Below are 12,139 nucleotides of genomic sequence, written 5' to 3'. Positions count from 1 at the left end.
CGTCATGACGCGCCGACTCGGCGAGGAACGTGGTCAGATGAGCCGACTCGGCCCGATCTCTGATCAGATATCGCGGAACGCGGTGATGTTCGCGCCGAGCTGGTTGAGCCGCTCGGCGAGATCCTCGTAGCCGCGGGCGATGACGTAGGTCGAGCGGAGCACCGAGGTGCCCTTCGAAGCGAGCATCGCGAGCAGCACGACGACGGCGGGACGCAGCGCCGGCGGGCAGACGATCTCGGTGCCGGAGAAGTGGGTCGGGCCCTCGATCATCACCCGGTGCGGGTCCATGAGCGTGACGTTGCCGCCGAGCTTGTTGAGCTCGGTCAGGTAGATCGCCCGGTTCTCGTAGACCCAGTCGTGCAGCAGCGTCTGACCCTGCGCCACCGCCGCGATCGCGGCGAAGAACGGCAGGTTGTCGATGTTGAGGCCGGGGAAGGGGAGCGGGTGGATCTTGTCCAGCGGCGCGTGCAGCACCGAGTGCTTGGAGGTGATGTCGACCAGGCGGGTCTTGCCGTTGAGCGCCAGGTATTCCTCGGAGAGGGTGTAGTTGAAGCCCATCTCCTCCAGCGTCGCCAGCTCGATCTCCATGAACTCGATCGGGACCCGCTTGATGGTGATCTCGGAGTCGGTGACGATCGCGGCGGTGAGCAGCGACATCGCCTCGATCGGGTCCTCGCTCGGCGCGTAGTCGACGTCGACGTCGATGACCTCGCGGCCGGTGACGCGCAGCGTGGTGGTGCCGATGCCCTCGACCTCGACGCCCAGCTTCTGCAGGTAGAAGCAGAGGTCCTGGACCATGTAGTTGGACGAGGCGTTGCGGATCACCGTGGTGCCCGGGTGCAGCGCGGCAGCCATCAGGGCGTTCTCGGTGACGGTGTCGCCGCGCTCGGTCAGCACGATCGGGCGCCCCGGCTGGATCTCCCGGTTCACGCTCGCGTGGTAGGCGCCGTCGGTGGCCTTGACCTCGAGGCCGAAGGGGCGCAGGGCCGACAGGTGCGGCTCGACGGTGCGGGTGCCGAGGTTGCAGCCGCCGGCGTAGGGCAGCTCGAAGACGTCCAGGCGGTGCAGCAGCGGGCCGAGGAACATGATCACCGAGCGAGTCCGGCGCGCAGCGGCTTCGTCCACGGCGTCGAGGCGCAGCTCCTTCGGCGGCACGATCTCGAGGTCGTTGTCGTCGTTGAGCCAGCGGGTCTGCACGCCGATCGAGTTGAGCACCTCGATGATGCGGTTGACCTCTTCGATGCGCGCGACCTTGCGCAGCGTCGTACGGCCGCGGTTGAGGAGCGAGCCGACCAGGAGGGCGACCCCGGCGTTCTTCGAGGTCTTGACCGTGATCTCACCGGAGAGCTTCGTCGGACCGGTGACGCGCAGGTGCGTCGGGCCGGCCCCGATGTCCACGAGGGAGGAGTCCAGAGCGGCGCCCACCCGGGCGATCATCTCCAGCGACAGGTTCTGTTGCCCCTGCTCGATGCGGTTGATCGCGCTCTGACTGGTGTTGAGAAGATCGGCGAGCTGTGCCTGGGTGAGGCCCTTGTGCTTGCGCGCATCGCGAATCAGGTTCCCGATACGACCTTTGTATCCGTCGGTCATGGTGCACCACCGTAACTCATATATGAGATAAGCCTGGATTCCCCGCGAAGTGTCGGCGTTTCGTTTCATGACTGTTGCCTGCGGCCCCAACGGCCACCATGTGCAACATCTCGTACGCCGGATGACAGGATGCCACCATGCGCGCGACGACGATCCATGGGGTGGGCGACATCCGCTTCACCCAGGTACCCGATCCTGCTCTGACGAAGCCCACCGAAGCAATCGTCAAAGTGGTGGGTTCCTGCATCTGCGGCTCCGATCTGTGGAACTACCGCGGCTCCAACGGCGACATCGAGGAGCCGCGCACCATCGGCCACGAGTGCATCGGCGTGATCGAGGAGGTCGGTGCCGACGTACGCGACTTCAAGGCCGGCGACTTCGTGATCGTCCCCTTCGACCACTGCGACAACACCTGCCCGCACTGCCTGGCCGGAGTCCAGTCGGTCTGCGTGAACCTCGGCTTCACGGTCAGCGGCCAGGGCGAGTACGCCTTGGTCAACCAGGCCGACGGCTCGCTGGTCAAGCTCGACGAGACTCCCGACCCGACGATGTACCCCGACCTGCTCGCGCTCACCGACGTGATGGCCACCGGCTGGCACGCAGCGGTCATGTCGGGTCTCGGCACCGGCCCCAAGGGCGGGACCGCGGTCGTGGTCGGTGACGGCGCGGTCGGCCTGTGCGGCGTGCTGGCTGCTGCCCAGCTCGGCGCCGAGCGCGTCGTGGCGATGTCGCGCCACGTGGCCCGCCAGGAGATCGCCAAGAAGTTCGGCGCCACCGACATCGTCGCCGCCCGTGGCAAGGAGGGCGAGGCGGCCGTACGCGAGCTCACCGGTGGCGTCGGGGCCGACTACGTCCTGGAGTGCGTGGGCACCGACCAGTCCTTCAAGACGGCCTCCAAGGTGGCCCGTCCCGGGGCGACCGTCGGGTTCGTCGGTGTCCCGCACGACGTCAACCTTCCGGTCAACGCGCTCTTCCGCACCAACGTCGGTCTCAAGGGTGGGATGGCGCCGGTGCGCCGCTACCTCCCCGACCTCCTGCGCCTGACGCTGGAGGGCACGATCAACCCCGGTCTGGTCTTCGACAAGGCGCTGCCGTTCGCGGAGGCCGCCGAGGGCTACCGCCTCATGGACGAGCGGCTGGCGACCAAGGTTCAGCTCACCTACTGAGCCACGCTGGATCCCGGGCAGGGGATCGGCCGGGCGCCTCATCTGCAAGACTCGGTCGATGCCCCGCACCGACACCATGCGCCTGCGCCCGCTGTCACCGGGCGACGAACACGTCTTCGCCGACTGGGCACACGATGAGGAGTTCCGGGTGGCCAACGGCTGGCCGGAGCGCGACCGTGACGGTCACCTCCGCCACTGGCGCCGCTTGATCGATGCCCCACCGCCCGAGCTCATCAGGCTCGCGGTGGAGCTCGACGAGGAGGTCGTCGGCTACGCCGACATCCACGGACTGGCCCCCGACACCCGCGAGCTCGGCATCGCCATCGGCCCCAGCACACGCTGGGGCCATGGCCTCGGCCGGCGGGCCATCAAGACCGCGCTCACCTACGGCTTCTCCGTGCTCGACCTGACCCGGATCTGGGCCGAGACGCACGAGACGAACACTCGCGCCAAGAAGCTCTTCGGCACGACAGGCTTCATCGAGACCGGCCGCCACGGCTCCGACACCTACCGCGGCGAGGACGTCAGCCTCGTCCAGTACGCCGTCGAGCGCCCCTACTGACCCCCGCCGTCGGCCGGATCAGCCGGCGATGCGTACGGCCTTCTCGCCGGGGTAGCCCTCGGGGAGGAGCATGGTGCCGTCCTGGTGGCGGTAGAGGACCTGCCAGTGCCAGTAGAGGTCGTACGCAGCGGGGGACCGCTTCATCTGCTCGGCGTAGGCGCTGACGGCCGCCACGTAGCGGTCGGAATGGTTGTAGGACCACAGCGCTCCGGCCATGTCGCCCGGAGCGCCGTTGTTGGCGAGCATGCGTCCGGCGGCCATGATCGCGTCGGCGGGGTCGTTGATGTCGCCGCCGGCGCCGTACTGGGCGAAGGTCGAGGGTAGGAACTGCATCGGGCCCTGGGCACCCGCGGTGCTGGTGCCACGGATGCGGCCCATGCGGGTCTCGACCAGGTGGACGGCCGCGAGGTACTCCCACGGCGTCCCGGTCGCCTGCTGCGCCTTGCGATAGAGCGGGTGCAGCTCCTCCGGCATCGGCGGCGTCAGGATCCTCCAGTCCGGGAGCTCGGGCTGAGGGTCGGTCATGACCATGAGCTCTCGTGCCGCGGCGATGTCCGCCGTGAGCTGGGCGCGATCGGCGCGGCCGAGCGCGCCCAGAACCGAGTCGGCCTTCGCCTTCGACCCGCGGGCGAGGTCGCGTGCGGTCGTCTGCTCGAACAGCGCGGCCTCGCGTACGTCCTCGGCTCCTGGCTTCCCACCGGCGACAGTCGCCATCGCCTGGGTGAGGCGATCTGCCAGTGGCACCGACGCATCGTCGAGCGGGACCGTCGCCGGTGACGTGCCAGGCGAGGACGGGCTGGGCGAGGGCCGGACGGTCGAGGAAGCCGACGGAGTGCCGGCCGGATCCGAGGACGGCTCACCGCCACAGCCGGCGACGAGCGCCAGGGCTGTGGCGGTGGCCAGGGCAGCGAGCCGGGTGCGCACCCGATCGACGCTACCCGACGGTCACTGCGCCGCCGCTCTGCCCGATGATGGCCGCGAGCTCGGCCGGCTTGGTCAGCTGCGGCCAGTGCCCCGTGGGCAGGTCGATGAAGGTCGTGTCCTTGTGCTTCGGGATGGCGGCGACCGACTCGGTGCCGTCGGCGATCCACTCCTTCAGGTCCGCGGCGGTGTATTCGGGGCAGACGAACACCGCCGGGACCGAGTAGCGACGTTCGTCACCGAGCTCGAACGGCTCGGAGGTCAGGTTGGCGGGGGAGGGCCGCAGCAGTGCCTCGAAGGCGGCGCGGTCGAGGTCGCGCACGTCGGCCTCGTCGAACTCCTCCCACGGCACCGGCGGCAGGTCGGCGCCGTCGGTCGGAAAGTTCTTGGCCGGGATCATCCCCGGCTCCGCCGGCCAGCCGCCGACGTAGACCACAGCGGCGACCTTGTCGACGCGCGCATCGAGAGCCGCACCGGCCACTGCACAGCCCATCGAGTGGCCGACGAGGATCACCGGCGAGGCCGACTCGTCGATGGCGGCCACGACGGCGGCGACCTGGTCGGCGACGTGCACGCCGGACCGGTCGGTCTCGGCCGACTCGAGGCCGGGCAGGGTGAGCGGCCGCGGGGTGTGGCCGGCGTCGGTCAGATGGGGGACGACGAGGTCCCATGAGGAGGCATCCAGCCAGAGGCCGGGTACGAGAACGATGTCCATGAAGCGATCCTCTTCCTGATTGCGGACGATCTACTTCCGCCACCCGGACCAATCTGAAATTTCCGGCTTTCGAACACAAGAACGGTGACCACCGCAACTGCGGTGGTCACCGTTTCTGGACGCCCGAGACAGCTGACGCCAGGTCGTTCAGCGAGCGCCGGCGACCTCCAGTAGCTCCGCTACCTCGTGGGTGCGGCAGTCGCACTCGGAGTCGCACGGCAAGAAGCGGTGACGTGCGTGACCGCAGTCGCGGCACGGCATGTCGTGAGAAAGCGTGAAGCTCTGCACCTCAACGGTGTCCCACATAATTAATTCATCCCCCAGAGAATGTTGGTTGGCCTTATATCGGTGAAACTGCATCGGTGAAGCTGCCTGATATGTAACACGATAATCCGCGACTTCGGAAGAGCTTGGACAACACGCCGAGACATTGTTTTCCCTGGTCAGTCGACCGATATGATTATTCGGTCGACCGATAGATAAACTCATAAGGGGCAGTTGTTGATGCCGTGTGGACGTCCGCTTTACCGGGCGCACGAAGGAACTCTCGCGTGTTGATCGAATGAGAACAGAACGCAGAACTGCAGGTCACCACCGACAAGGTGGTGTCAGTTCGAGGGCGGTTCCGGAGAGCAGAACACCCAGAGGCGAAGGTCCCAGCCGCCCTGGCTGACCCGAGCCGGTCGGCGTCCGGGACCCCTCGGAGGGAATCTCGCGGGACTGTTGAGAGTTCTACTAGTCGTGAAGAACATCGGATTCTTGTCTTTCGGCCACTGGACACCGTCGCCCTACTCGCAGACGCAGTCGGCACGGGATGCGCTGATCCAGGGGATCGACCTCGCGGTCGCCGCCGAGGAGCTGGGTGTGGACGGTGCGTACTTCCGGGTCCACCACTTCGCCCGCCAGTACGCCTCGCCCTTCCCGCTGCTGTCCGCGGTCGGCGCTCGCACCTCGAGGATCGAGATCGGCACCGGTGTCATCGACATGCGCTACGAGAACCCGCTCTACATGGCTGAGGACTCGGCGGCCGCCGACCTCATCTCCGGCGAGCGCCTGCAGCTCGGGATCAGCCGCGGCTCACCCGAGCAGGTCATCGACGGGTGGCGCTACTTCGGCTACGACCCCGGCGAGAGCGCCTCCGAGGCCGACATGGCACGTGCTCACACCGAGACGTACCTCAAGATCATCGAGGGGGTGGAGTTCGCCGAGCCCAACCCGCGGCCGATGTTCCCCAACCCGCCGGGCAAGCTCCGGGTCGAGCCCTACTCCGAGACCCTGCGCGACCGGATCTGGTGGGGTTCGAGCTCGCTGGCGACCGCGCGCTGGGCGGCGGGACTCGGGATGAACCTGCAGAGCTCGACCCTCAAGAACGACGAGAACGGCAAGCCGTTCCACATCCAGCAGCGCGAGCAGATCGAGGCCTACCGCGAAGCATGGAGGGAGGCCGGACACGAGCGGGAGCCGCGCGTCTCGGTCTCGCGCTCCATCTTCGCCCTCGTCAACGACGAGGACCGGCGCTACTTCGGTCTCGACCGGCAGGCCAAGGACCAGATCGGCAACATCGACGACCAGACCCGCGCGATCTTCGGGCGTTCGTACGCCGCCGAGCCCGACGTCCTGGTCAAGGAGCTCGCCGAGGACGAGGCGATCCAGGCCGCCGACACGCTGCTGATCACGGTGCCGAACCAGCTCGGCGTCGACTACAACGCACATGCCCTGGAGAGCATCCTGACCCACGTCGCCCCTGATCTCGGCTGGCGATAGAAACCGGGGGGCCGCGCAACTTCCGAGTCACAATAGGGCGCATAATCGTTGTCAACCGCCCCACGTGGCCGCACCATTGGCTACCGTGCATGGCGACCGTTATTCAAGGGGGGACCCCTGTTGGCCACGTACGCTGAGCTGCTCGACGTCTATCTTCGCGATCCCGGCCCGGAGTCGCTGAGAGCCCTACGTGAGGCGATCCTGGAAGCTCCGAACTTCCGGCCCGATCTCGAGATCACCGAGATGGTCGCCCCGATGATGTCGGTCGGCGACTACGCCGGCGCGATCGCCGCGGTCCATGGGCTGATGCCTGGCGCGATCTTCAGCCCTTCGGCCCACACCGCCCTCGCTGACGCTCAGCGCGGCCTCGGCAACCTCGAGCAGGCCCAACGCGAGTCGATCCTGGCCCAGTCAGCGCTCGACAGCATCATCAGCACGGGAGAGGGCACCGAGTCCGAGCCGTGGTCGGTGCTGCGGACCAGCGACGCCTACGACGTGGTGCTGGCCTCGGGCAAGACGCCGCGTTCACAGGTCGCCGTCGGCAAGCTCGACCGGATCGTCTGCACCGATTCGACGGTCTGGTTCTTCGACACCAGCAACGACTTCGCCAGGGCCTGACCGAGCACGTGCCCAGGTCCGTACTGATCACCGGGGCGGCCGCCGGCATCGGCCGCGCGACCGCCCTACGGTTCGCTCGCGAAGGATGGCTCGTCGGCGCCTACGACATCGACCTCGACGGCCTGACGTCCCTGGCCGTCGAGGTCGAGCCGCTCGCCGGCGAGATCGTCACCGGCACCCTGGACGTACGCGATGCCGCGTCCTGGCAGGTCGCCCTGGATGGCTTCGTCGCGGTGAGCGGCGGCAGCCTCGACGTACTCGTCAACAACGCCGGCATCATCCAGATCGGCAAGTTCGCCGACCTGCCGCTGGATCGGCAGCAGGCGATCATCGACGTCAACGTCAAGGGCCTGGTCAACGGCTGCCACCTCGCGCGACCCTTCCTGCGGCCCGGTTCCCACGTCGTCAACCTCGCCTCCGCCTCCGCCATCTACGGCCAGCCGGGCATGGCGATCTACTCCGCCACGAAGTTCGCCGTACGCGGCCTCTCCGAGGCCCTCGACCTGGAGTGGTCCGCCGACGGGATCACGGTGACCGCCCTGTGGCCGCTGTTCGCGGACACCTCGATGGTGTGGGGTCACGACTTCCCGGCGCTGCGACGGCTCAAGGTCTCGCTCACCCCCGACGACGTCGCCGAGTCCGTCTACGCGGCCGCGACCAGCGGACACGGCCTGCTCGGCGGCGTCCATCGCGGCGTCGGCACCAAGGCGAGATTCCTGCTCGGTCTCTCCGGAGTCACCCCGAGCTGGGCCAACCGGATGTTCAACCGGCTGATCTCCACCTGATCGGCTCCTCCTGATTGTTCACCGGGTTGTTGCCGGTAGGGACGGTGTGCGTCGGGTTCCTGACGGGACCGAGGCTCACGCTCGACAGCATGATGAGTCGCACCTTGCGGATTCTGCTCGCCGGGATGGTTGCCGTCGTCCTCGCCTCCGCGGCGCTGAGCGCGGCGACGGCCGACGAGCCCCAGGTCTCCGGCCACGGGCAGGCCGTGTTCGACCGGCACGAGGTGGCGCCCGAGGACGCGCGACCGGGTGGCGGCGCGGCGCCGTTCGAGACCGGTGTCGTGATCGTGCTCAACACGCTGCTTCTCGGCGCGCTCGTTGGCGGGATCCTCTGGGGCAGGCGCCGCCTGGGCTGCGCCGACTCCGCATGGCCTCGTCTGTCCGCATAACGAGAATTGCGTCTCATGCTTCGGGATTCCGCGCGTAGAGTCGATGCATGTCGACCTACACGCATGGCCACCACGAGTCGGTACTGCGCTCGCACAGGTGGCGTACGGCGGAGAACTCCGCCGCCTACCTGCTGCCGCACCTGAGCCCTGAGCAGCGGCTGCTCGACGTGGGTGCCGGGCCGGGGACGATCACGCTCGATCTTGCCGGCCGGGTCGCTCACGTGACCGCGACGGAGATCGGCGAGCCGGAGCTCGAGCTGTCTCGGCAGGCCGCCGAGACAGGCGGAGTCGCGAACGTCGACTTCCGGGTCGAGGACGTGCACGCGCTGAGCATCGAGGACGCCGCGTACGACGTCGTCCACGCCCATCAGGTGCTGCAGCACGTGGCGGACCCGGTGCAGGCGCTGCGGGAGATGCGGCGGGTGACCAAGCCCGGTGGGATCGTGGCGGTGCGCGAGAGCGACTATGCGGGTTTCGTCTGGTGGCCGGAGTCGGCCGAACTGACCGAGTGGCTGCGCCTCTACCACCGCGCCGCACGGGCCAACCGCGGTGAGCCCGACGCCGGCCGCCGCCTGCTCTTCTGGGCGCGGGCCGCCGGTTTCACCGACATCGAGGCCACCTCGAGCACCTGGTGCTTCGCCGACCCCGAGGACCGGGCGTGGTGGGGTGGGATGTGGGCCGACCGGTTCACCGACTCCGCGGTCGCCCGCCAGCTCGTCGACTCCGGAGACGCCACGACCGCCGACCTCGCCCGGGTCGCGGGCGGGTGGCGGTCGTGGGCTGAGGCGGAGGACGGTTGGTTCTCCGTCCTCCACGGCGAGATCCTGGCTCGCGCCTGAGGTCAGCTGCTCAGGTCAGCGGCTCAGGATGCGTGCGGCCAGCGCGTTTCCGGCGAACTGCACCACCTGCACGATCGCGACCAGGATGATGACGCAGACCCAGGTGACGGCCGTGTCGTACTGCCGGTAGCCGAAGGTCTGCGCGAAGGCGCCCAGCCCGCCGCCGGCGACCAGCCCTGCCACGGCCGACATGTCCACGATCGCCACGAAGGCGAAGGTGAAGCCGAGGATCACCGGGGCGAGCGCCTCGGGGACGAGCACGGTCGCCGCGATCCGGGTTCGGGAGGCGCCCATGGAACGGGCCGCCTCGATGACACCAGGGGGCACGGTGATGAGATTCTGCTCGGTGATCCGGGCGATGCCGAACATCGAGGCCAGGATCAGCGAGAAGATCACCGCCGGCATCCCGATCCCGGTGCCGACCACCAGCCGTGCGGCCGGCTGGACGGCCGCGATGAAGATGATGAACGGGATCGGCCGGAAGAAGTTCACCAGCAGGTTCAGCACCGCCGAGACGACACGGTTGGGGAAGAGACCGCCCTTGCGGGTCAGGTAGAGACCGAGGCCCAGCAGCAGGCCCAGCAGGCCGCCGACGATCACCGTCCACGCGACCATCAGCAGGGTCTCGCCGGTGGCGTACCAGATGTCGCCCCACAGCTCGGGGAGTCGGGTGTCGGTCCTCATGCCACCTCCTTGGTGGGGACGATGGCGGCCAGCTCGCGTACGGCCTCGTCGACCGAGGCAGCGGGGCCGTCGAGGGAGAGGGTGAGGTTGCCGAAGGTGGCGCCCCGGATCTCCTCGATGCCGCCGAAGACGAGCTCGAAGGCGATGCCGCGCTCGTGGAGGACCGCGAAGATGTCGGTCTGACGGGGACCGCCTTCGCGGAGCTCGACCTTCACGAAACGGCCGGGATGACGGGACCGCAGCGTCGCCAGGACCTCGGGGGCAGGCTCGTCGTCGACGACGGTGCCGACGAAGCGCCGGGTGACCGGCTGCTGGGGTGCCGAGAAGACGTCGTAGACCGCGCCGGACTCGACGATGCGCCCGTTCTCCATGACCGCGACGTGGTCGGCCAGCTCGCGGACGACCTCCATCTCGTGGGTGATGGCGACGATGGTGGTGCCGAACTCCTCGTTGACCCGCTTCAGGAGCCGAAGCACCTCGTGGGTGGTCTCCGGGTCGAGCGCACTGGTGGCCTCGTCGGCGAGCAGCAGCGAGGGGTTGGTGGTCAGCGCGCGGGCGATGCCGACGCGCTGCTTCTGCCCGCCCGAGAGGTTGCGCGGGTAGGTGTGGGCCTTGTCGGGGAGCCCGACGAAGTGGAGCAGCTCGGAGATCCGGCGCTGCTGCTCGGCCTTGGCCACGCCGGCGATCTGCAGCGGGTAGGCCAGGTTGCCCCAGACCGTACGCGACTCGAAGAGGTTGAACTGCTGGAAGATCATCCCGATGCCCAGCCGGATCGGCCGCAGCTGACGCTCGTGCAGGCCGACGAGCTCGGTGCCGCCGATCTGGATGGAGCCCGAGGTGGCCGGCTCGAGGCCGTTGAGCAGACGTACCAGGGTGGACTTACCGGCTCCGGAGTAGCCGACGATCGCCTGTACGTCACCGGCGGCGATGTCGAGGTCGACGTCGACCACGGCGTGGACCTCGTTGCGTCCCTTGGCCGCCGGATAGGTCTTGGTGACGTTGCGGGTCCGCCCCTGCGCCCCCGCAACGGTGGCCGAGTGCGTCACTGACGCTCCTCAACCTGCTTCTCGGTGTCCTCAAGCGACTTCTGCAGGTCCTCGACCGGGATCTTGACGAGCTCGGCGGTGTCGCCGGAGGTCTCGTAGACGCCGTCCTGGACCGCCTTGGTGTCCTGGAAGATCTTGACGAGCTTCTTGTACGTCGCGTTGTCGGCGTCGTCGGCGCGAGCGGCGAAGATGTTGACGTACGGCAGCGCCTTGGGGTCGGACGGGTCGTCGGTGGCCAGGGCGTCGGAGAACTTCAGACCCGCGTCCTCGACGAAGTCGTTGTTGATGATCGCGGCGGCGACGTCGGGGAGCGAGGAGGGGGTGATCGCCGCCTGGACGGCCTTGATCTTCACCTTGGAGGAGGGGTCGACCTCCTTGATGGTGCTGAACGGGGTGCCGCCGTCGGTCAGCTCGATCAGGCCCTTGGACTGGAGGAGCACCAGGCCGCGGGCCTGGTTGGTCTCGTCGTCAGGGACGATCACGGTGTCGCCGGCCTTGATCTCGTCGAGGCTCTTGTACTTCGAGGAGTAGAGCCCCAGCGGGTAGGTCGCGGTCGAGCCGAGCGCGATCAGGTCGTCATCGTTCTGGACGTTGTAGTCGGCCAGGAAGATGATGTGCTGGAACTGGTTGAGGTCCAGCTCGCCCTCCGAGAGCGCCGGGTTGGGCTGGTTGTAGTCCCCGAAGTTCTTGACCTCGAGGTCGATGCCCTCCTCGCGGGCGGCGTCCTGGAAGGTCTTCCAGTAGGGGTCGTCGGCACCGACGACGCCGAGGGTGACCTTGGTCAGGTCGCTGCCGGAGTCGTCGTCGCGGGTGAGGAAGAACGCGAGGCCGCCGATCACGACGGCGGCGGCGACGACGATCCCGATGATCAGCGGGAGCTTGGACTTGGGAGCCTCGATGAGCGGGGTGGGCTCGGGCGTGTTGGAGGACACGGGTGGGAACCTCTTCTAGACGGGAAAGTCTCGACGTTGAGAACGGACAGCTCGGTTGTTGTCCACCAAAACAGTAGACTTAACGAGGATCACACTCGGATTGTCGGTCACACGCCGAGACGTGTCAC

The 12,139-nt window shown here is 68.0% G+C and carries 13 protein-coding genes; 7 read left to right on the top strand and 6 right to left on the bottom strand.

Annotation, left to right across the window (positions count from 1 at the left end):
• Nucleotides 1–63 precede the first annotated feature (63 nt).
• Nucleotides 64–1,590, bottom strand: a complete 1,527-nt coding sequence (locus ACFV9G_RS09800) for a UDP-N-acetylglucosamine 1-carboxyvinyltransferase (protein WP_378727206.1) — start codon at nucleotides 1,588–1,590, stop codon at nucleotides 64–66.
• 137 nt (nucleotides 1,591–1,727) lie between these two features.
• Between ACFV9G_RS09800 and ACFV9G_RS09795 the strand changes: the two genes are divergently transcribed.
• Together ACFV9G_RS09795 and ACFV9G_RS09790 are read left to right on the top strand one after the other, a co-directional pair.
• A complete protein-coding gene (locus tag ACFV9G_RS09795) occupies nucleotides 1,728–2,756 on the top strand; it encodes a zinc-dependent alcohol dehydrogenase family protein (protein WP_378727204.1) in 1,029 nt (342 codons plus the stop codon).
• Between the two features lie 58 nt (nucleotides 2,757–2,814).
• Complete coding sequence (locus tag ACFV9G_RS09790) at nucleotides 2,815–3,318, top strand: GNAT family N-acetyltransferase (protein WP_378727203.1); 504 nt, start codon at nucleotides 2,815–2,817, stop codon at nucleotides 3,316–3,318.
• Between the two features lie 18 nt (nucleotides 3,319–3,336).
• Here ACFV9G_RS09790 and ACFV9G_RS09785 read toward each other — a convergent pair whose 3' ends face one another.
• Both ACFV9G_RS09785 and ACFV9G_RS09780 read right to left on the bottom strand, forming a co-directional pair.
• Nucleotides 3,337–4,242, bottom strand: a complete 906-nt coding sequence (locus tag ACFV9G_RS09785; protein ID WP_378727201.1) for a transglycosylase SLT domain-containing protein — start codon at nucleotides 4,240–4,242, stop codon at nucleotides 3,337–3,339.
• A gap of 10 nt (nucleotides 4,243–4,252) precedes the next feature.
• Nucleotides 4,253–4,954 carry an alpha/beta fold hydrolase gene (locus tag ACFV9G_RS09780; protein WP_378727199.1) on the bottom strand — a complete coding sequence of 234 codons (702 nt, stop codon included), beginning with the start codon at nucleotides 4,952–4,954 and terminating at the stop codon, nucleotides 4,253–4,255.
• Nucleotides 4,955–5,695: 741 nt separating this feature from the next.
• On the opposite strand from ACFV9G_RS09780, the gene ACFV9G_RS09775 reads away from it, so the two are divergent.
• From ACFV9G_RS09775 to ACFV9G_RS09755, 5 genes are all read left to right on the top strand, one after another.
• The gene (locus tag ACFV9G_RS09775; protein WP_378727198.1) at nucleotides 5,696–6,718 is read left to right on the top strand and encodes an LLM class flavin-dependent oxidoreductase; all 1,023 of its coding nucleotides are present in this window, start codon (nucleotides 5,696–5,698) and stop codon (nucleotides 6,716–6,718) included.
• Nucleotides 6,719–6,838: 120 nt separating this feature from the next.
• Entirely contained in the window at nucleotides 6,839–7,336 is a 498-nt protein-coding gene (locus ACFV9G_RS09770) for a DUF4919 domain-containing protein (protein ID WP_378727196.1), read from the top strand.
• Nucleotides 7,337–7,344: 8 nt separating this feature from the next.
• Nucleotides 7,345–8,121: an SDR family oxidoreductase gene (locus ACFV9G_RS09765; protein ID WP_378727194.1), complete on the top strand. Its 777-nt coding sequence runs from the start codon at nucleotides 7,345–7,347 to the stop codon at nucleotides 8,119–8,121.
• Between the two features lie 89 nt (nucleotides 8,122–8,210).
• Nucleotides 8,211–8,510, top strand: coding sequence for a hypothetical protein (locus ACFV9G_RS09760; RefSeq protein WP_378727192.1), 300 nt, complete (start codon nucleotides 8,211–8,213; stop codon nucleotides 8,508–8,510).
• Between the two features lie 47 nt (nucleotides 8,511–8,557).
• Nucleotides 8,558–9,349, top strand: a complete 792-nt coding sequence (locus ACFV9G_RS09755) for a class I SAM-dependent methyltransferase (RefSeq protein ID WP_378727190.1) — start codon at nucleotides 8,558–8,560, stop codon at nucleotides 9,347–9,349.
• A gap of 15 nt (nucleotides 9,350–9,364) precedes the next feature.
• On the opposite strand, the gene ACFV9G_RS09750 is transcribed toward ACFV9G_RS09755, so the two are convergent.
• From ACFV9G_RS09750 to ACFV9G_RS09740, 3 genes are read right to left on the bottom strand one after another with little or no spacing between them, the layout of a single operon-like run.
• Nucleotides 9,365–10,033, bottom strand: a complete 669-nt coding sequence (locus ACFV9G_RS09750) for a methionine ABC transporter permease (protein WP_378727188.1) — start codon at nucleotides 10,031–10,033, stop codon at nucleotides 9,365–9,367.
• Nucleotides 10,030–11,079: a methionine ABC transporter ATP-binding protein gene (locus ACFV9G_RS09745; RefSeq protein WP_378727186.1), complete on the bottom strand. Its 1,050-nt coding sequence runs from the start codon at nucleotides 11,077–11,079 to the stop codon at nucleotides 10,030–10,032. The genes ACFV9G_RS09750 and ACFV9G_RS09745 overlap by 4 nt, the downstream gene beginning before the upstream one ends.
• Nucleotides 11,076–12,011 (bottom strand): MetQ/NlpA family ABC transporter substrate-binding protein, encoded by a 936-nt coding sequence (locus tag ACFV9G_RS09740; RefSeq protein WP_378727184.1) that lies wholly within the window; start codon nucleotides 12,009–12,011, stop codon nucleotides 11,076–11,078. The genes ACFV9G_RS09745 and ACFV9G_RS09740 overlap by 4 nt, the downstream gene beginning before the upstream one ends.
• Nucleotides 12,012–12,139 lie beyond the last annotated feature (128 nt).

Source organism: Nocardioides sp. NPDC059952 (genome assembly GCF_042730435.1).
Taxonomy (GTDB): Bacteria; Actinomycetota; Actinomycetes; order Propionibacteriales; family Nocardioidaceae; genus Nocardioides.
This window is presented reverse-complemented; position numbering and strand designations above follow the sequence as displayed.

Coding starts and splice junctions, on each gene's coding strand:
- ACFV9G_RS09755 (WP_378727190.1), top strand. CDS start 8,558: ATGTCGACCTACACGCATGGCCACCACGAGTCGGTACTGCGCTCGCAC.
- ACFV9G_RS09750 (WP_378727188.1), bottom strand. CDS start 10,033: ATGAGGACCGACACCCGACTCCCCGAGCTGTGGGGCGACATCTGGTAC.
- ACFV9G_RS09800 (WP_378727206.1), bottom strand. CDS start 1,590: ATGACCGACGGATACAAAGGTCGTATCGGGAACCTGATTCGCGATGCG.
- ACFV9G_RS09760 (WP_378727192.1), top strand. CDS start 8,211: ATGATGAGTCGCACCTTGCGGATTCTGCTCGCCGGGATGGTTGCCGTC.
- ACFV9G_RS09790 (WP_378727203.1), top strand. CDS start 2,815: ATGCCCCGCACCGACACCATGCGCCTGCGCCCGCTGTCACCGGGCGAC.
- ACFV9G_RS09795 (WP_378727204.1), top strand. CDS start 1,728: ATGCGCGCGACGACGATCCATGGGGTGGGCGACATCCGCTTCACCCAG.
- ACFV9G_RS09780 (WP_378727199.1), bottom strand. CDS start 4,954: ATGGACATCGTTCTCGTACCCGGCCTCTGGCTGGATGCCTCCTCATGG.